15 protein-coding genes and 1 tRNA gene are annotated in these 16,145 nt (G+C 67.7%); 7 read left to right on the top strand and 9 right to left on the bottom strand.

Annotation, left to right across the window (positions count from 1 at the left end; all coding sequences use genetic code 11):
- Positions 1-42: 42 nt before the first annotated feature.
- Entirely contained in the window at positions 43-816 is a 774-nt protein-coding gene (locus tag ASE75_RS01550) for a SapC family protein (protein WP_055927791.1), read from the top strand.
- Positions 817-843: 27 nt separating this feature from the next.
- The gene (locus tag ASE75_RS01545) at positions 844-1,395 is read left to right on the top strand and encodes a cytochrome b (RefSeq protein WP_235512467.1); all 552 of its coding nucleotides are present in this window, start codon (positions 844-846) and stop codon (positions 1,393-1,395) included.
- 178 nt (positions 1,396-1,573) lie between these two features.
- Here ASE75_RS01545 and ASE75_RS01540 read toward each other — a convergent pair whose 3' ends face one another.
- Complete coding sequence (locus ASE75_RS01540) at positions 1,574-2,422, bottom strand: N-formylglutamate amidohydrolase (protein ID WP_055927788.1); 849 nt, start codon at positions 2,420-2,422, stop codon at positions 1,574-1,576.
- A 104-nt stretch (positions 2,423-2,526) separates the two neighbouring features.
- Between ASE75_RS01540 and cpdR the strand changes: the two genes are divergently transcribed.
- Both cpdR and ASE75_RS01530 read left to right on the top strand, forming a co-directional pair.
- Positions 2,527-2,904: a cell cycle two-component system response regulator CpdR gene (gene cpdR, locus ASE75_RS01535; RefSeq protein WP_055929196.1), complete on the top strand. Its 378-nt coding sequence runs from the start codon at positions 2,527-2,529 to the stop codon at positions 2,902-2,904.
- Between the two features lie 78 nt (positions 2,905-2,982).
- A tRNA-Val gene (locus ASE75_RS01530) sits at positions 2,983-3,057 on the top strand.
- Positions 3,058-3,236: 179 nt separating this feature from the next.
- Here the strand turns inward: ASE75_RS01530 and cobA are convergent.
- From cobA to ASE75_RS01495, 7 genes are all read right to left on the bottom strand, one after another.
- Positions 3,237-4,034, bottom strand: coding sequence for a uroporphyrinogen-III C-methyltransferase (gene cobA / locus ASE75_RS01525; RefSeq protein ID WP_055927785.1), 798 nt, complete (start codon positions 4,032-4,034; stop codon positions 3,237-3,239).
- Positions 4,024-6,621, bottom strand: coding sequence for a nitrate reductase (locus ASE75_RS01520; protein WP_055927782.1), 2,598 nt, complete (start codon positions 6,619-6,621; stop codon positions 4,024-4,026). Before ASE75_RS01520 ends, cobA begins: the two co-directional genes overlap by 11 nt.
- 136 nt (positions 6,622-6,757) lie before the next feature.
- A complete protein-coding gene (gene nirD, locus ASE75_RS01515; RefSeq protein ID WP_055927779.1) occupies positions 6,758-7,111 on the bottom strand; it encodes a nitrite reductase small subunit NirD in 354 nt (117 codons plus the stop codon).
- Positions 7,108-9,624: a nitrite reductase large subunit NirB gene (nirB, locus tag ASE75_RS01510; RefSeq protein ID WP_055927776.1), complete on the bottom strand. Its 2,517-nt coding sequence runs from the start codon at positions 9,622-9,624 to the stop codon at positions 7,108-7,110. The genes nirD and nirB overlap by 4 nt, the downstream gene beginning before the upstream one ends.
- 41 nt (positions 9,625-9,665) lie before the next feature.
- Positions 9,666-11,048 carry an MFS transporter gene (locus ASE75_RS01505; RefSeq protein WP_055927773.1) on the bottom strand — a complete coding sequence of 461 codons (1,383 nt, stop codon included), beginning with the start codon at positions 11,046-11,048 and terminating at the stop codon, positions 9,666-9,668.
- A 232-nt stretch (positions 11,049-11,280) separates the two neighbouring features.
- Positions 11,281-12,495 carry a CmpA/NrtA family ABC transporter substrate-binding protein gene (locus ASE75_RS01500; RefSeq protein ID WP_055927770.1) on the bottom strand — a complete coding sequence of 405 codons (1,215 nt, stop codon included), beginning with the start codon at positions 12,493-12,495 and terminating at the stop codon, positions 11,281-11,283.
- On the bottom strand, positions 12,495-13,073 hold the full coding sequence (locus tag ASE75_RS01495) for an ANTAR domain-containing response regulator (protein WP_055927767.1): 579 nt from the start codon (positions 13,071-13,073) through the stop codon (positions 12,495-12,497). The genes ASE75_RS01500 and ASE75_RS01495 overlap by 1 nt, the downstream gene beginning before the upstream one ends.
- A 247-nt stretch (positions 13,074-13,320) precedes the next feature.
- On the opposite strand from ASE75_RS01495, the gene ASE75_RS01490 reads away from it, so the two are divergent.
- A complete protein-coding gene (locus tag ASE75_RS01490; protein WP_055927764.1) occupies positions 13,321-14,346 on the top strand; it encodes an oxidoreductase in 1,026 nt (341 codons plus the stop codon).
- A 49-nt stretch (positions 14,347-14,395) separates the two neighbouring features.
- Positions 14,396-14,692 carry a hypothetical protein gene (locus ASE75_RS01485; RefSeq protein WP_055927761.1) on the top strand — a complete coding sequence of 99 codons (297 nt, stop codon included), beginning with the start codon at positions 14,396-14,398 and terminating at the stop codon, positions 14,690-14,692.
- A gap of 248 nt (positions 14,693-14,940) precedes the next feature.
- Here the strand turns inward: ASE75_RS01485 and ASE75_RS01480 are convergent, their stop codons facing one another.
- Positions 14,941-15,153 (bottom strand): hypothetical protein, encoded by a 213-nt coding sequence (locus ASE75_RS01480; RefSeq protein WP_055927758.1) that lies wholly within the window; start codon positions 15,151-15,153, stop codon positions 14,941-14,943.
- Positions 15,154-15,361: 208 nt separating this feature from the next.
- On the opposite strand from ASE75_RS01480, the gene ASE75_RS01475 reads away from it, so the two are divergent.
- On the top strand, positions 15,362-16,132 hold the full coding sequence (locus ASE75_RS01475) for a Coq4 family protein (protein WP_055927755.1): 771 nt from the start codon (positions 15,362-15,364) through the stop codon (positions 16,130-16,132).
- Positions 16,133-16,145 lie beyond the last annotated feature (13 nt).

Raw genomic sequence — 16,145 nt, 5'->3', positions numbered from 1 at the left:
TCGCGCCGGCGCTTTTGTTCCGTATCGACTGGAGATTTTCCGATGGCCAGCGCGCCGCAGCTTCCGCTTTTCTACAATGGCCTGGAACCGCTTTCGAGCGAGCAGCACGCCGACTACCGGATCCGCACGCAGGACAGCGCGCCGTTCCTGGTCGGCCAGCATGCGATCCCCGTCACCGTCGACGAGTTTCCGCTGGTGCAGCGTCACATGCCGATCGTGTTCTCGATCGGTGAGGACAGCGTGCCGCTGGCGCTGATGGGCCTGAACGAGGGCGTGAACGTCTTCATCGGCGACGACGGCAAGCTGCTGGAACCGGCGGTCTACGTCCCGGCCTATATCCGCCGCTATCCCTACATGCTCGCCCGCCTGCGCCCCGACGCGCAGGAACTGTCACTCTGTTTCGACCCGACCGCGGATTCGATCGGCCCGTTCGAGGATGGCGAGCGCCTGTTCGAGAATGGCCAGCCGACCGAGCTGACCAAGGCGGTGCTGGCGTTCAACGAGACGTTCGAGCAGGCCGGCGCGCGGACGCAGGGGTTCATGGCCGAACTGCGCCAGATGGAGCTGCTGATGGACGGCGAAGTGTCGATCCAGCCCGAGGGCGCGGACCAGCCGTTCATCTATCGCGGTTTCCAGATGATCAACGAGGAAAAGCTGAACGACCTGCGCGGCGACCAGCTGCGCAAGATGATGAAGTCGGGGATGCTGCCGCTCATCCACGCGCATCTGTTCTCGCTGTCGCTGATGCGCGACATCTTCGGTCGCCAGGCACAGCAGGGCAAGACGCCGCAGCAGGTTCCGCAGCTCAACGTCTGATTCACCGGCATCGACGAGGCAACGACCATGAGCATCCCGATGGACCGGAACGCACGCTATTCACACGTCGCGATTGCATTTCACTGGACCATCGCGGTGCTCGTGATCGCCAATCTGGCGATCGGCCTGCTGCACGAATCGCTGCTGTCCGGGCTGGCCGGGGCCATGGGCCTGCACAAGTCGATCGGTCTGACGGTGCTGGTGCTGACCGCCGGGCGGGTCGTGTGGCGGCTGGCGCATCGCCCGCCGCCGCTGCCCGCCGCGCTGTCCGCCATCGAACGCGGGATCGCCCATCTCACGCACTGGGTGCTGTATGCATTGCTGATCGTGATGCCGGTCACCGGGTGGATGATGGTGTCGGGGGCGCAGCGGCGTGGGCTGGACTGGTTCGGGCTGTTCGATGTGCCGTATCTGCCGATCGCGCCGAACCTGTCCGGGGTCGGGCACGAGGCGCATGAGGTGCTCGGCTGGCTGATGCTGGCCCTTGTCGGTCTGCATGTCGCAGCGGCTTTGCGCCACCATTTCATCCTGCGCGATGGGGTGTTGTCGCGGATGATGCCGGCGCGTCGTCAGCCCTGATATTTTTTCGTCGCATTCTGGTTGAAGCCAAAAATAGCCGGCCTATATTTGATGCGTACGGCGTCGTGTCCCCCCCTTTCGCGACCCGTATGATACGCCTCCGGGCGTATCTCCTCCCTGAACCTTGGCCACTCCGTACTTCGGTACGGGGTGGTTTTTTATGCGTGGATGCGGCGGGCTATTCCGCGGCGTGGGGCAGGGCGAGGCCCAGCGCCGCATCCTCCAGCGCGACGATGATCCGCCCGACCAGCGTAGCAGTCGCCGCCAGCCCGGGGCCGATCCCGTCCAGCGCCGCATCGAGATAGAGTCCGCGATCCAGCTCCAGCTGGATCCCGTGAACCCCCAGACGCGGTCGGGCATGGCGATCGAGCATATGGCCACCGGCATAGGGCGCGTTGAACGCCGGCTTCAGGCCGGTTTCGCGAATCACGCCGGCGGCGGCGCGCACCAGCCGGTTCGCCGCCGACCGGCCGAAGCGGTCGCCCAGCACCACGCGCGGGGCATCGTCCGGTGCGCCCAGCGGCGGCATCGAATGGATGTCGAGCAGCACGGCGATCCCGAACCGTCGCCACGCCGCGGCCAGCGCCGCCGACACGGCCTGATGATAGGGGCGGTGGTCGTCGACGATCCGCGTCATCACCTCGGGCGCGGACAGCCGCCTGCGCCACACCTCTCCTGCCCCCGCGACGCGGCGCGGCACCAGCCCAAGGCCGCTGCGCACCTTGACGGACCGCAGGGGCAAGGCGACCGGCGCGGCCCCATCGTCGATCATCGGGTCGCGATCATCCTCGCCCCGGTTCAGGTCGATCCAGGCGCGCGGCGTGCGCTGCACCAGCAGGGTCTGCGTGGTACGCGCCGCACGCGCGACCGCATCGACATGGCGATCCTCCAGCGGCAGCAACGCCGCCACCGGCACCCGCAGCAGGTCGGTGAGCGCCGGGGGATAGTCGCGCCCCGCGTGCGGCACCGACAGGACGACCGGACTGGCCGGAACCGCATCGCCCAACTGATCGAAATTGCGTGCCATTATGCGACGAAGCGTAGGCGTGGCGGCGTCGTCGGGCAACGTGCGGACTGGAAATCTTAACCGCTGCCGGGGTACGCATGGCTTCGCGAACTACAGGACCGATGATGATAAAGATCCTTCTTGCCGAGGACGACCAGGTGATGCGCGAATATCTGACGCGCGCGCTCGAACGCTCCGGCTACAGTGTCAGTGCGGTCGACCGGGGCACCGCCGCCATTCCGCTGCTGGAAACGGAGCGGTTCGACCTGTTGCTGACCGATATCGTCATGCCCGAAATGGACGGCATCGAACTGGCGCAGAAGGCCGGCGAGATGTGCGCCGACCTGCGCGTGATGTTCATCACCGGCTTTGCCGCGGTCACGCTGAAGGCGGGCAAGGCGATGCCGCAGGCCCGCGTGCTGTCCAAGCCCTTCCACCTGCGCGACCTGGTGCTGGAGGTCGATCGCATGTTCGAGGTGGGGACGGCGACCGGCCTGAGCTGATTTGTGATTTGGGGGCTTGCGCGGAAAAAATCCGACGTCTAAAGCCCCCAACCTCAGGCCGCAGGGTCTGACCTTTGAGGGCGTGTAGCTCAGTGGTAGAGCACTGTGTTGACATCGCAGGGGTCGCAAGTTCAATCCTTGCCACGCCCACCATAAAAAGCCTTGGTAACGCGTCGCGTTGCTGAGGCTTTTTTGTATTCGGGCACTGCCGGCGTCTCACGGGACGCCGTTCGCGCGGGTGCGAATAGCCGGACCATTGTTGGTCGATTGCCCATCCCGCGCTTCCGATCGCTGGAGGCCATTGATCGGTGCTGGTGCAGGCCGGACCTGCGTCAGATCCGATCCGCGAGCGCGACCCGCATCGCCCCCTCGCCGGAATAGACCGTGCGTTCATTACCAGCGGCGGCAACGGCTTCGCCGATCAGCAGCAACGATGGATCGCTGTCGCTGATCGTTTCGACCAGGAACGCGAGCGCGGACAATCGGCCACGGATGATTCGCTCGTCGGGGAGGGAGACGTTGACCGCCACCATCACGGCGGTGTCGGGCGCGCGGCCGGCGGCGATCAGGTTGCGCGCGATCTCGGCGGCGGCGGCGCGGCCCATGTAGATGGCAAGCGTCGCGTCGGATGCGGCCAGCGCGGTCCAGTCGAGGTCGAGCGCCTCGCCGGCGCGGGCGTGCGCGGTGACGAAGGTGAGTTTGCGGGCCAGCCCGCGCAGCGTCAGCGAGGCACCGGCGGAGGCCGCAGCGGCGCTGGCGGCGGTGATGCCGGGACAGATCCGGACCGGGATGCCGTTGGCGGCGAGGTGGTCGATCTCCTCGGTAGAGCGGCCGAAGATCGAGGGGTCGCCGCCCTTCAGGCGCACGACCCGCTTGCCGGCCTTCGCGGCGGCGGCCAGCAGCGCATTGATCGACCCCTGGTCCTTTGAATGCCGGCCGGATCGCTTGCCAACGCCGACCAGTTTCGTGGCAGGGGAAACGAGCGCGAGGATCGCTGGACCGACCAGCGCGTCGAAGAACACGATGTCGGCCGCGGCGAGCAGTCTTTCGGCTTTCCGCGTCAGCAGATCGGGATCGCCGGGGCCGGCACCGACCAGCCATACCGTGCCGGGTTGAAAGTCATGCGACATCGGTCAATCCTTCGGTAGCGAGGAGTTTGGCGAGGGCGGGGCGGCAGGAACCGCAATTCGTGCCGGCCCCCAGCGCCGCGCCGATCGCTGGCACGTCGGCCAGCTGCTGGTCGGCGATCGCGGCGAGGATGGTCGTCAGCCCGACGTCGAAACAGGTGCAGACGATCGGTCCGCGATCGACCTGCACGCCCGGTCCTCGCCCCGCGAGCACCGTCGGGGCGGCAACCGCCTGTGCCAGTTGCGTGACCAGCCAGTCGCGGGGCGGGAGCGTGCCGTCGCGCGTGACGAACAGCGCGGCGGACAGCCGTCCGTCCTGGAGGATCGCGATCCGGCGACTGCCGCGCGCGGCGTCGATCGCCTCGATCCGCTGGCCCTTCGGCAGCAGCGCGTCCAGCGCGGCGGCGTCGCCGTTGCCCGCCATATCCCATGCGGTGCCGCATGGGACCGCGACGCGCGTTGCCCACAGGCAGTCCGGGCGGCGGTCCAGTTCGCCGCGCATGACGACGAAGCCGCGCCATTCGCTGACGACCGGTTCAATCCGCACGGGGGTCGACTTGAAGCCCGGCTGGCCCGACACCGGATCGGCGAGCGGGCGGGGGAGCAGCCCGGTGCGGCCGCCGGTCGCGGTCCGGTCGGTCCAGTGGATGGGCACGAACAATTCGCCGGTCCGCTGGGTCGCGACGACGTGCGCGCGGAACAGGCTGTCGCCCTGCGGCGTCGTCACGCGCGCCAGGCCGCCCTCGACGATCCCCAGCCGCGCGGCATCATCGGGGTGGATCTCGACCAGAGGTTCCTCGCGGTGGCGCGCAAGTTTCGGCGACAGGCCGGTGCGGGTCATGGTGTGCCACTGGTCGCGGTAGCGCCCGGTGTTGAGCGTCATCGGCCATTGGGTCAGCGGTGCCGCCACCGGCTTCTGCACGACCGGCACCAGCCGCGCGCGGCCGTCGGGTGTCGGGAAACGGCCGTCCGCGAATGGCGTGCCGCCCCAGCGGAACGGTGCCATCGCGTCATAGTCGGCATTGCCCCGGGCGGCATGGCCGGGCAGCGCGAACAGCCGCGTGCCGTTGTTCTCATAAGCCGACAGGCGGCAATGCTCGCGCCAGATTTCGGCCGGGCGGTCATAGGCGAACGCGGTTTTCCACCCCATCCGTCGCGCGACCTGCGACACGATCCACCAATCGGGTTTCGCTTCGCCCGGCGCGGCCATGAACGCGCGCTGGCGGCTGATCGTGCGGTCGGAATTGGTGACGGTGCCGTCCTTCTCGCCCCAGGCCGCGGCGGGCAGGCGGACATGCGCGTGGACCGACGTGTCGGTGGTTTCGATCACGTCGGAGACGACGACGAACGGGCAATCGGCCAGCGCCGCGCGGACGCGCGCCGCGTCGGGCATCGACACGGCGGGGTTGGTCGCCATGATCCAGATCGCCTTGATGCGGCCGTGGCCGAGTTCGCGGAACAGGTCGACCGCCTTCAGCCCCGGCTTGGTCGCCATGTTCGGCGCGGCCCAGAAGCGGCCGACGCGCGCGACATTGCCGGGCGCGAAATCCATGTGCGCGGCGAGGGCAGAGGCAAGGCCGCCGACTTCGCGACCCCCCATCGCATTGGGCTGGCCGGTGATCGAGAAGGGGGCCGCGCCGGGCTTGCCGATGCGGCCGGTGGCGAGGTGGAGGTTGGTGATCGCGTTGACCTGATCGGTGCCCGACAACGACTGGTTCACGCCCTGGCTGAACATCGTCACCGTCTTTGGCGTAGCGGCGAAAAGTTCGTAGAAGCGCCGGAGGTCGGGCAGGGGGACGTCGCAGAGGCGCGCCACCGACCACAGGTCGCTGCCTTCATCGAGATGGTCCCAGAAACCGTCGGGCGTCGCGACGTGGCGCGCGAGATAGTCGTGATCGACCACACCCGCGTCGCGGCACCAGGCGAGCAGCCCGTTCATCAGCGCGATGTCGGTGCCGGAGCGGATTGGCAGGTGGAAGTCGGCCTCGTCCGCGGTTTCGGTGCGACGCGGGTCGATCACGACCAGCTTCGCGCCGGCATCGCAGCGGGCACGGATGCGCTGATAGACGATCGGGTGGCACCAGGCGGTGTTCGACCCGACCAGCACGATCAGATCGGCGGCGTCGAGATCCTCATAGCCGGCGGGCACGATATCCTCGCCGAATGCGCGCGTGTGCCCGGCGACCGCGCTGGCCATGCACAGCCGCGAATTGGTGTCGATATTGGCCGATCCGATGAATCCCTTCATCAGCTTGTTGGCGACGTAATAATCCTCGGTCAGCAACTGGCCGGAGACATAGAAGGCGACGCCGTTCGGACCGTGCTGCGCGATGGTGTCGCGGAAGCGTCTGGCGACGAGGTCGAGCGCCTTGTCCCAGGTGGCGCGGCGCTGGCCGATCATCGGGTGGAGCAGGCGGCCTTCGAGCCCGATCGTCTCGCCGAGATGCGTGCCCTTCGAACAGAGCTTGCCGGTGTTCGCGGGGTGGTCGGGGTCGCCCTTGATCGTAACGCTGCGCTCACCGGTCGGCGTCGCGAGGATGCCGCAGCCGACTCCGCAATAGGCGCAGGTCGTGCGGACGGGCGCGCTCAAAGCCCCTCCCCTTCAGGGGAGGGGTTGGGGTGGGGGCGTGCCGCGCAGACGTTCGATTGTCTCTGCGAGGCGGAGACGCCCCACCCCCAACCCCTCCCCTGAAGGGGAGGGGCTTGAGTCGTGTGAAGCGCGTCCTTCACGCCGCCGCCTTCATCGTTGCAGTGCGGCAGATCAGCACCCTGCCGCCCGACACCTTGACCGGGATCACCGGCGTACAGCCCTTGTCCTCGCCCAGCGCCTCGCCCGTATCCAGTGCGATCCGCCAATTGTGCAGTGGGCATGCCACCGCGCCGCCATGAACGATCCCCTGCGACAGCCGCCCGCCCTTGTGCGGGCAGCGATCGGCGAGCGCGAACACCTTGCCCTCGCCGGTGCGGAACACCGCGATGTCGTCGCCGCCGGTGACCTGCACCGTGCGGCTGCCGCGCACCGGAATCTCGTCGACCCAGCCGATATCGAGCCATTCGCCTGCCAGAAAATCAGGGGTCATGCCATTTCCTTCGCGAGAGCGACGGACGTTCCGTCGATGGGGGTGAAGCGCGCCATCGGGGCGTGCTGTTCGCGGTGCTCGCCCGCGGCGCGTGCCGCCCAGGGATCGTCCTGCATGAACGTTTGCGAGAACAGGAACCGCGCCGCCAGCGCATCGCGCCCCTCCGCATCCTCGGCTATGCGCTCGCGGATATACTCCACCCCGACGCGTTCGATCCACGGCGCGGTGCGCTCCAGATAGCGCGCTTCCTCGCGGTACAACTGGATGAACGCGGCGCAATACTGCATCGCCTCGTCCTCGGTCGCGACCTTGCACAGGAAGTCGGTCGCGCGGACCTTGATCCCGCCATTGCCGCCGACCGACAGCTCGTAGCCGCTGTCGACGCAGACCACGCCGAAATCCTTGATCGTCGCCTCGGCGCAGTTGCGCGGGCAGCCGCTGACCGCGATCTTGAACTTGTGCGGCATCCACGAGCCCCAGGTCATCCGCTCGACCTTGACGCCGAGACCGGTCGAATCCTGCGTCCCGAACCGGCACCAGTCGGACCCGACGCACGTCTTCACGGTGCGCAAGCTCTTGCCATACGCATGGCCGCTGACCATCCCCGCGGCGTTGAGATCGGCCCAAACCGCGGGCAGATCCTCCTTCCTGATCCCGAAGATGTCGAGCCGCTGGCCGCCCGTCACCTTGACCATCGGCGCGTCGTATTTCTCGACGACATCGGCGATCGCGCGCAGTTCGCGAGGGTTGGTCACGCCGCCCCACATCCGCGGCACGACCGAATAGGTGCCGTCCTTCTGGATGTTGGCGTGCAGCCGTTCGTTGACGAACCGGCTCTGCTGGTCGTCCTTGTACTCGCCGGGCAGCGCGCAGAGCAGATAGTAGTTGAGCGCAGGGCGGCACGACGAACACCCATCGGGCGTCGACCAGCTCATCTTCTGCATCACTTCGGGAATCGATCGCATGCCCTGCGCGACGATCTCGCGGCGGACGTCGTCGTGGCCGAAGCTGGTGCATTTGCACACCGTCTTCACCGCACGTTCGCCCGAATACTCGTCGCCGAGCGTGACCGCGAGCAACGTCTCGACAAGACCCGTGCACGACCCGCACGATGCGGACGCCTTGCAGGTCGCGCGGACCGCGTCGAGCGTCGCGTTGCCCGCGCCGATGCACGCCACGACCTTGCCCTTCGTGACGCCGTTGCAGCCGCAAATCTCCGCATCGTCGGAGAGCGCCGCAACGGCCGCCTTAGGGTCCGCTTGCGCCCCTCCCGAAGCGAAGGATTGGCCGAAGATCAGCATGTCGCGGATGGGGGCGATGTCCTCGCCGCGCTTGAGCAGGTCGAAATACCAGCCGCCGTCGCTGGTGTCGCCGTACAGCACCGCGCCGACGATCCGGTCATCCTTGACCACCACGCGCTTGTAGATGCCGCGCGACGCATCGCGCAGGACGATATCCTCCGCGCCGGCACCGCCCGAGAAGTCGCCCGCCGAAAACACGTCGAGCCCGGCGACCTTCAGCTTGGTCGAGGTCACCGATCCGCGATAGCCGCTGTGACTGTCGGTGAGCCCGTCGGCGAGCGCGCGGCACATGTCCCACAGGGGCGCGACGAGGCCGTAGACGTTGCCGTCATGCTCGACGCATTCGCCGACCGCGAGGATCGACGGGTCGCTGGTGACCATATGGTCGTCGACCTTGATCCCGCGCCCGATCTCCAGCCCGGCTTCGCGCGCGAGGGCGACGGAGGGACGGATGCCGACCGCCATGACGACTAGGCTGGCTGGGATCAGCGTACCGTCTTTCAGCAGCACGCCCTCGACGCGGGTATCGCCGACGATCTCGGCCGTGTTCGCCTCGGTCAGGATGACCTGACCGCGCGCCTCCAGCGCCGACTTGAGCAACCAGCCCGCCGCCTCGTCGAGCTGCCGCTCCATTAGCGTCGGCATCAGGTGGATCACCGTGACCTTCATGCCCCGCAACGTGAGCCCGTGCGCGGCCTCAAGTCCGAGCAGCCCGCCACCGATGACGACCGCAGCGCCACCCTTTCCGGCCGCCTCCAGCATGTGGTCGACATCGGCCATGTCGCGGAACGAGATCACGCCGGGGAGGTCCTTGCCGGGGACGGGGATGATGAACGGATCGGACCCGGTCGCGATCAGCAGCCGGTCATACGACACGCTCAGCCCGGACCGCGCGGTGACGGTCTTCGCCACGCGGTCGATCGCCTGCACCGGATCGCTGGTCACGAGTGCGATCGTGTTGCTGGCGTACCAGGCATGATCGTTGATGACGATCTGCTCGAACGTCTTCTCGCCCGCCAGCACCGGCGACAGCATGATGCGGTTGTAGTTCACATGCGGTTCGGCACCGAAGATCGTGACGCGGTAACGGGTCGGGTCGCGCGCGATCAGTTCCTCGACCGCGCGACAGCCGGCCATACCGTTGCCGATCACGACGAGGTGTTCGCGCCTTTTGGAAAAGGGTGTGTCGGGAGAGGAGGTTTGGTATTCCATCAGATCGTCCAGTCGGGTTGGAGCCGGGGAAGGGGGGGGCATCAGGCGGGGATGGCGCGGTTCGATGGTCGCTCGCTGCGCCGCCGTGCGTCGAGCGCCGCGTCGAGCAGCGCGCGCTCGTCCGATTTGTGCGTGGCGGAAAAGCGCACCGCCAGCGCGCAGACCGCGGTGCCGGTGACGATGTAGCCAAGCACCACGAGGCAGTGCTGCGGAGTGGCCGACGCCTTGTTGAGGAACCCCGCCGCGACCGCGCCGATGTTGCCGCCAGCGCCGATCAGCCCGGCGACCCCGCCCAGCGCCTTGCGGTCGATGAACGGCACCAGCGCATAGGTCGCGCCGCACGCCATGTGGGTGAACAGCCCGAACATCGTCATCGCGAGAATGGCCAGCGTCACGCTGCCGGCGTTGCCGAACAGGACCAGTCCGATACCCTCGCCGAGCATCAGCGCGAACAGCAGCAGCGCGCGCCCGTCGAGGCCTCTCACGAGCGCGATCCGGTCGCTCGCGATCCCGCCGAGCGCGCGGGCGAACAGCGCGAGGCCACCGAAGATCCCGGCGGCCAGCCCGGCATTGGTCAGCGACAGCCCGAACCGGTCGACGTAATAGCTCGCCGCGATATTGTGGATGAAGATCTCGACGCCGAAGCACGCGCCGTAGGTCGCGGCGAGCATCCAGGTCCGGTAATTGGCGGCGGCGCGGCGGAAGATCGCCATGCCGGTCGCCTTGCCGCCGTCCAGTTCCATGCCGGCTGCGCGGAGGTCGACGATGTCGCCCTGCGGCGTATCCTGCGTGTAGCGCGCATAGACGAACGCCATCGCAAGCATCGCGACACCCGGCACGAACATCGCCGCGCGCCAGCCCCAGGCATGCTCGACGCCAAGCCCGACCAGTGCAGCGACGACCAGCGGCATCAGGCTTTGCGCCGCGCCGCCGCCCGCATTGCCCCAGCCGCCGACGGTCGCGTTGGCGGTGCCGACGACGTTGGGGGCGAACATCACGCTGGTGTGATATTGCGTGATGACGAACGACGCGCCGATCGCCCCAATCGCGAGGCGGAAGAACAGGAACGTCTCGTACGTCTGCGCGAACGCCAGCCCGAACACCGGGATCGCACCGAGCAGGAGCAGCCATGTATAGGTGCGGCGCGGACCGAACCGGTCGCAGAGCGGCCCGACGACCAGCCGGACGAGGATCGTCACCGCAACCGCGGCGATGTTGATGTTGGCGATCTGGTCCTTGCTCAGGCCGAACTCGGCCTTGATGAGCGGCATCAGCGGGGCGGCGGCGAACCACGCGAAGAAGCACACGAAGAACGCCGCCCAGGTAACGTGGAAGGCGCGCATCGGCGGCGTGGCGGCGCTGAACAGGTCGATCCGGGTGGCCTTGGGTGCGGCGGTGTCGATACCCGGTGATGCGAACAACATGGTCGGCCCTCCATCTGCGGCGGACAAAGAAAAAGCCGCCCCGACGGCGACCTTGCGGACGCATCGGAGCGGCTTCGTTGCCTGGGGGCGATCGGTGGATCGCCCTGCGCGGTCAGGCCCCTTCGTTGGAACCGATCGCGCTATGATTTCGTGTCCGACTCCCTTGCCGGACGATGCGAAGATGACCGAAGCGCGTCGGGCGCGCAAGCGGCATTTCGCATGTGCAGCAGATTTACGGCAGCTGCGCCAGATACCCCTCGATATCGTCCGGATCGAACGCGCGCCGATCGAAGAACGCATCCCGGCCAAGGATCAGGCGCCCCTGCGTCGACCCCGCACCGATGCTGACCGCGCCGATCGCGCCTTCCAGCTTGGAACTCGCGCTTGGCAACGGCGCGTCCGACCCCGCCAGCGCGGCGCGATACACGTCCGGGCGGAACACGCCTTGCGCGATGTCTGCCTGCTGGGTCGAGAAGTCGGCGCCGTCCCATCGCACCATCTGCGAATACAGCCATGCCGCCTGGCTGCGCCACGGGAAGTTCGCCGCCTCGCGGTACTGGAACATGAAGTCGGGAACGTGGATCGGCGTCGCGTCCTTCACCAGCCGGACCTGATCGCTGATCGCGCGCATGACCGTATCGCACGGCGCGTCGAGATAGCCGGCCCGCGCGAGAATGGCGGCGCTGGCCTCGCGCGTGGTGGGGTCGACGAAGTGTGCCGCTGCCGCGTGCAGCGCGCGGATCAACCGCTGGACGACGTCGCCGCGCTCGTCCAGCGTCGCCTGGCGCATCGCCAGCACCTTCTCGACGCCGCGCCGCCAGACCTGCGCGGTCACCAGCGCGATCCGACCGACGCCGCGATCGACCGCGACGCCGTTCCACGGCTCGCCGACGCAGATGCCGTCGACCTCGCCCGCCGCCAGTGCATCGGCGGCGAAGGGCGGGCTGGTCGTGACGATCTCGACATCGGTATCGGGGCGGATCCCCACCGCCGCCAGCCAGTAGCGCAGCATGTAGTTGTGGCTGGAATAGCGGTGCACCACGCCGAACCGCAGCCGTCGCCCGGCCGCCGCACGCTCGGTCGCAACTGCCTTCAGCCGTGTACCCAGCATCACCGGATCACCCAGTGCGTCGCCGTCCAGTACCTGGGCGGCGAGCGGCAGCGACAGGGTGATCGCGTTGCCGTTCAGCCCCAGCACGAACGGCACCGCCATGGGAACCGCGGGCCGCCCGCGCCCCAGCGCGGTCGCGATCGCCAGCGGCGCGACCATGTGCGCGGCGTCGGTATGGCCATAGAGCAACCGGTCGCGCACCGTCGCCCAGGTCATGTCACGGACCAGTTCGATTTCCAGCCCCTCGGCCTCGGCAAACCCCTGCTCGCGCGCGAGGATCGGCAGCGCGGCATCGACCAGCGGCAGGAAGCCGATGCGGACCCGGTCGAGCGCCATCACAAGTCTCCCATCAGTGCGTCACTGGTGATGATCGCGTCGGCGATCTCGGCAATCCGGCGGTTGGATCGCATCGCCTGCGCGCGGAGCAGGCCATAGGCGGTCGGTTCGTCGATGCCGCGCCGTTTCATCAGGATCGCCTTGGCGCGGTCGATCGTCGTGCGATCGGCCAGCGCGCTTCGGGCTTCTTGCAACTCGGCCTGCAACCGGGCGAACGCCTGGAACCGGCGGACGGCAAGGTCGATGACGGGCTTGATCCGCTGTTTGGCCAGGCCGTCGACGATATAGGCGGAGACGCCCGCATCGACGGCGGCGGCGGTGGATTCGGCATCGCTCTGGTCGACGAACATCGCGATCGGGCGCGCGAGCGCGCGGGACACCGCGAAGAATTCCTCCAGCACGTCACGGCTGGGATTTTCGAGGTTGATCAACACCACTTCGGGCGCGGCCTTTTCCAGCGCGGCGACCATCCCGACCATGCCGTCGATCACGACGATATCGTCGAGTCCGGCCTCGCGCAGACCGTCCGAAATGATCGCGGCACGCGTGGTGCTCGTGTCGATGATGGCGATGCGCATGGTCAGGCCATATGACGCGCCGTATCCGTTGGCGAGGTAGTGCCGCCGGATTCTTTGCGACGTCAGGGTCGATGACCCATGCCGGAACCGGCGATGTGAACGAATGTCCAAGGCCCGGGTCGCGGCCGTCGGCATGGGAGCGCGGCGCGGTGTGTCGCCCCGGTGGGGCAGGACGGGGCCGATCGTGGTTTGCCGGCGCTGGCGCGTTGGCCTATCGCATCGGGGTTGCCGAAGGAGTGTGGCGGGGATGCGGACGATCGGTGTTGGCCTGATCGGCTATGGGCTTGGCGGGCGCGCGTTTCATGCGCCATATGTCGAGGCGACGCCGGGCATGGCCCTGCGCGCGGTCGTGTCGCGCGACGCGGTCAAGGTACGGGCGGACCGGCCGGGCATGCGCGTCGTGCCGGATGTCACCGCGTTGCTGGCAGAACCCGGCATTGATCTGGTCATCGTATCCAGCCCGGACGCGCTGCATGCCGAGCATGCGATCGCCGCGCTGGCGGCGGGCCGGCATGTCCTGGTCGACAAGCCGTTCGCGACGTCGCTGGCCGATGCGCGAGAGCTGGCGGCGGCGGCCGAGGCGTCGGGGCGGATGCTGACGGTCTTTCACAACCGGCGCTGGGATGCCGATTTCCTGACACTGCGCCGGCTGATCGCGGAAGGTCGGCTGGGCGAAATCGTCCATCTCGAAAGCCGGTTCGACCGCTGGCGACCGGCCCTGGCCACGACGTGGAAGGATGCGCGGGCGGGTGGATCGTGGCTCGATCTGGGGCCGCACCTGGTCGATCAGGCGCTGGTCCTGTTCGGCCGGCCCGACGCGATCACCGCCGATATCGCGACCCTGCGCGACGGCGCGCCGGCGCCGGATTATTTTCACGCGACGTTGCGCTACCCGAACCGGCGGGTGATCCTGCAATCCAGCAAGCTGGTCGCCGATCACACCTTGCGCTTTGCGGTCCACGGCACGCGCGCCAGCTGGATCAAGCACGGCACCGATATGCAGGAGGCCGGGACCGTCGCCGGTTTGCCACCCGTCGGGGCGGACTGGGGGCGGGATCCGCAGCCGGGCCTGCTGACGCCCGGCGATCCCGGCGCAGTGCCGGTCACGGTACCGAACAGTCGCGGCGATTACCGCCTGTTCTGGCACGCGCTGGCGGCTGCAATTCGGGGTGATGGGCCAAACCCCGTGCCGCCGGCCGAGGCGCTGACGGTGATGGAGGTGCTCGACGCCGGCCTTCGCAGCGCTTCGCAGCATCGGACGGTGACGCTATAGTGGTTGGCGACGCGGTCGACCGGCCGCAGGATCTGATGAGGACGACAGCATGGCGAAGCGTTTCTGGGCGCAGTTGATCGAGATGGACGAGGCGATCGAGCCGGCGAACATTCCCGGCGTTACCGATCATGAAAGCGCCGCCGATGCGCTCGTCACCGACTTTGTCGGCGCAATGGGCGGTGAAATCACCAGCGGCGCAGTGCGCGTGTGGGTCGAGGGTGGTCAGGAAAAGATCTATGACTGGGCGGCCGAGTTCGACATGCCCGATACATCGGCGCTGGACGATGACGAGGATATCGAGGTCGAGGGCGAGATCGTCCTGACCGAACGCATGCCCCAGGGGTAATCGGGCGGGATCGGCGCGGGCGTGCGCCGCGTCGATCCCCTCCCGCGACACGCCGGATCCGGGCTGGACCCGGCTTGCACGACAGCCAAAAAAAAGGCCGGTCAAAAGACCGGCCGTGGAAGTTTTTAGGAGAGGATGCCTGAAAGGCCTGAGCGCTGTGCACTGCGGAATGATCGTTCGCAATTGCAAAAAATATACATCTGGCATGCACTTTTTGCATGCGTCGGAGGCGTCGTCCACACCGTCGGTCAGGATCGCCGGTCGGACAGCGCGGGGTTCCACGGCCGCTTCTCCGGTGCCGGTGCGTCCGTTGCCGGCGTGGCGTGGCGGTGTCGTTCGGCCATCGTCGCGAAGATCGAGGCCTGATCGAGATGCGCGCGCCGAAGCACCGGGGTCGAGGCAGTGGCTGCGTTGGCCAGTTCGGCCTCGGCAAGCATCTCATAGTCGATAGGATCTGGCATGAGGTGTGGTGTGGTTTTCTGATCCGGCTGGCGTGGATCGCCAACGCCCGAGCTACGGCCTTTCGCGCAAAAAGGACGCGTTAGGATGACGATGCTACGGCGAATGGGCGCGGGTGCGCGGTGGATCACCGTCGCACATCCGACATTTGACGTTGATCCGACAGCCGCCATCCTTTATTGACATTATTGTCAGTAAGGAATCACGCGCATGGCCGAACCACAGATGCCGAGCATGAAACGCGACTGGATCGCGGCATTTCGTGCGCTTCGCAAACTCCTCGCCAATGGCGACGATACGACACAGGTTTTCGTCATCATGCGGTCGTTGAACGGCAATCAGGGGCCAGGCCATTTCGCCCGGCTGATGAAGACGCCGCACGGGCCGCGTCTTGCCTATGACCGGGTCGAACTGGCCGAGCGGTTCTCCGACCCCGCCTTCCTCGCCTCCTTTGCGCCGGGAACGCTGGGGGCCGCGTATCGCCAGTTTCTGGCCGATACCGGCTATACCGCGGCGGGGCTGGCGGATATTTCCGACATTGACGGCCACGGCGCGGTCATCCGCCATCCTTACGCGTGGTTCGGTCGCCGGACGCGCGACGTGCATGATATCTGGCACGTCCTGACCGGGTACAAGGCGGACGAGACGATGGGCGAGGCGGCGCTGGTCGCGTTCAGTTTCGCGCAGACCGGCGGGCTTGGCTGGGCGTTCATCGGGGCGGGTGCGGCGCTGAAAAGCATCCGCGAGGTCCGCAGCACCCTGTTCGCCAAGGCTGTCGTCGAGGGCTATCGCAACGGCCGCCGCGCCGCCTGGCTGATGGGCGAGGATTACGAGGCGCTGTTGCACGAGCCACTCGACCTCGCCCGCCAGCGTCTGGGGATCCGGGAGCCGGTGGCGTATCGCCACGCGCAGGCGGTGCTGGGGGCCGAGCTGGCGTCCTATGCCAGCGCGCAGAAATTGCGGGCGGCGGCGCTGGCCTGAGCACGGATCGACA

Source organism: Sphingomonas sp. Leaf17, assembly GCF_001421505.1.
GTDB lineage: Bacteria > Pseudomonadota > Alphaproteobacteria > Sphingomonadales > Sphingomonadaceae > Sphingomonas.
Note: the sequence above shows the minus strand (reverse complement) of the source record. Positions and strands in the feature narration are given on the sequence as shown.

What these genes read in the sequence shown, in the direction of transcription:
- ASE75_RS01550 (WP_055927791.1), top strand. Translation starts at nt 43, where the DNA reads ATGGCCAGCGCGCCGCAGCTTCCGCTTTTCTACAATGGCCTGGAACCG.
- nirD (WP_055927779.1), bottom strand. Translation starts at nt 7,111, where the DNA reads ATGACCCCTGATTTTCTGGCAGGCGAATGGCTCGATATCGGCTGGGTC.
- cobA (WP_055927785.1), bottom strand. Translation starts at nt 4,034, where the DNA reads ATGTCGCATGACTTTCAACCCGGCACGGTATGGCTGGTCGGTGCCGGC.
- ASE75_RS01505 (WP_055927773.1), bottom strand. Translation starts at nt 11,048, where the DNA reads ATGTTGTTCGCATCACCGGGTATCGACACCGCCGCACCCAAGGCCACC.
- cpdR (WP_055929196.1), top strand. Translation starts at nt 2,527, where the DNA reads ATGATAAAGATCCTTCTTGCCGAGGACGACCAGGTGATGCGCGAATAT.
- ASE75_RS01480 (WP_055927758.1), bottom strand. Translation starts at nt 15,153, where the DNA reads ATGCCAGATCCTATCGACTATGAGATGCTTGCCGAGGCCGAACTGGCC.
- ASE75_RS01495 (WP_055927767.1), bottom strand. Translation starts at nt 13,073, where the DNA reads ATGCGCATCGCCATCATCGACACGAGCACCACGCGTGCCGCGATCATT.
- ASE75_RS01500 (WP_055927770.1), bottom strand. Translation starts at nt 12,495, where the DNA reads ATGGCGCTCGACCGGGTCCGCATCGGCTTCCTGCCGCTGGTCGATGCC.
- ASE75_RS01540 (WP_055927788.1), bottom strand. Translation starts at nt 2,422, where the DNA reads ATGGCACGCAATTTCGATCAGTTGGGCGATGCGGTTCCGGCCAGTCCG.
- ASE75_RS01475 (WP_055927755.1), top strand. Translation starts at nt 15,362, where the DNA reads ATGGCCGAACCACAGATGCCGAGCATGAAACGCGACTGGATCGCGGCA.
- ASE75_RS01485 (WP_055927761.1), top strand. Translation starts at nt 14,396, where the DNA reads ATGGCGAAGCGTTTCTGGGCGCAGTTGATCGAGATGGACGAGGCGATC.
- ASE75_RS01545 (WP_235512467.1), top strand. Translation starts at nt 844, where the DNA reads ATGAGCATCCCGATGGACCGGAACGCACGCTATTCACACGTCGCGATT.
- ASE75_RS01490 (WP_055927764.1), top strand. Translation starts at nt 13,321, where the DNA reads ATGCGGACGATCGGTGTTGGCCTGATCGGCTATGGGCTTGGCGGGCGC.
- nirB (WP_055927776.1), bottom strand. Translation starts at nt 9,624, where the DNA reads ATGGAATACCAAACCTCCTCTCCCGACACACCCTTTTCCAAAAGGCGC.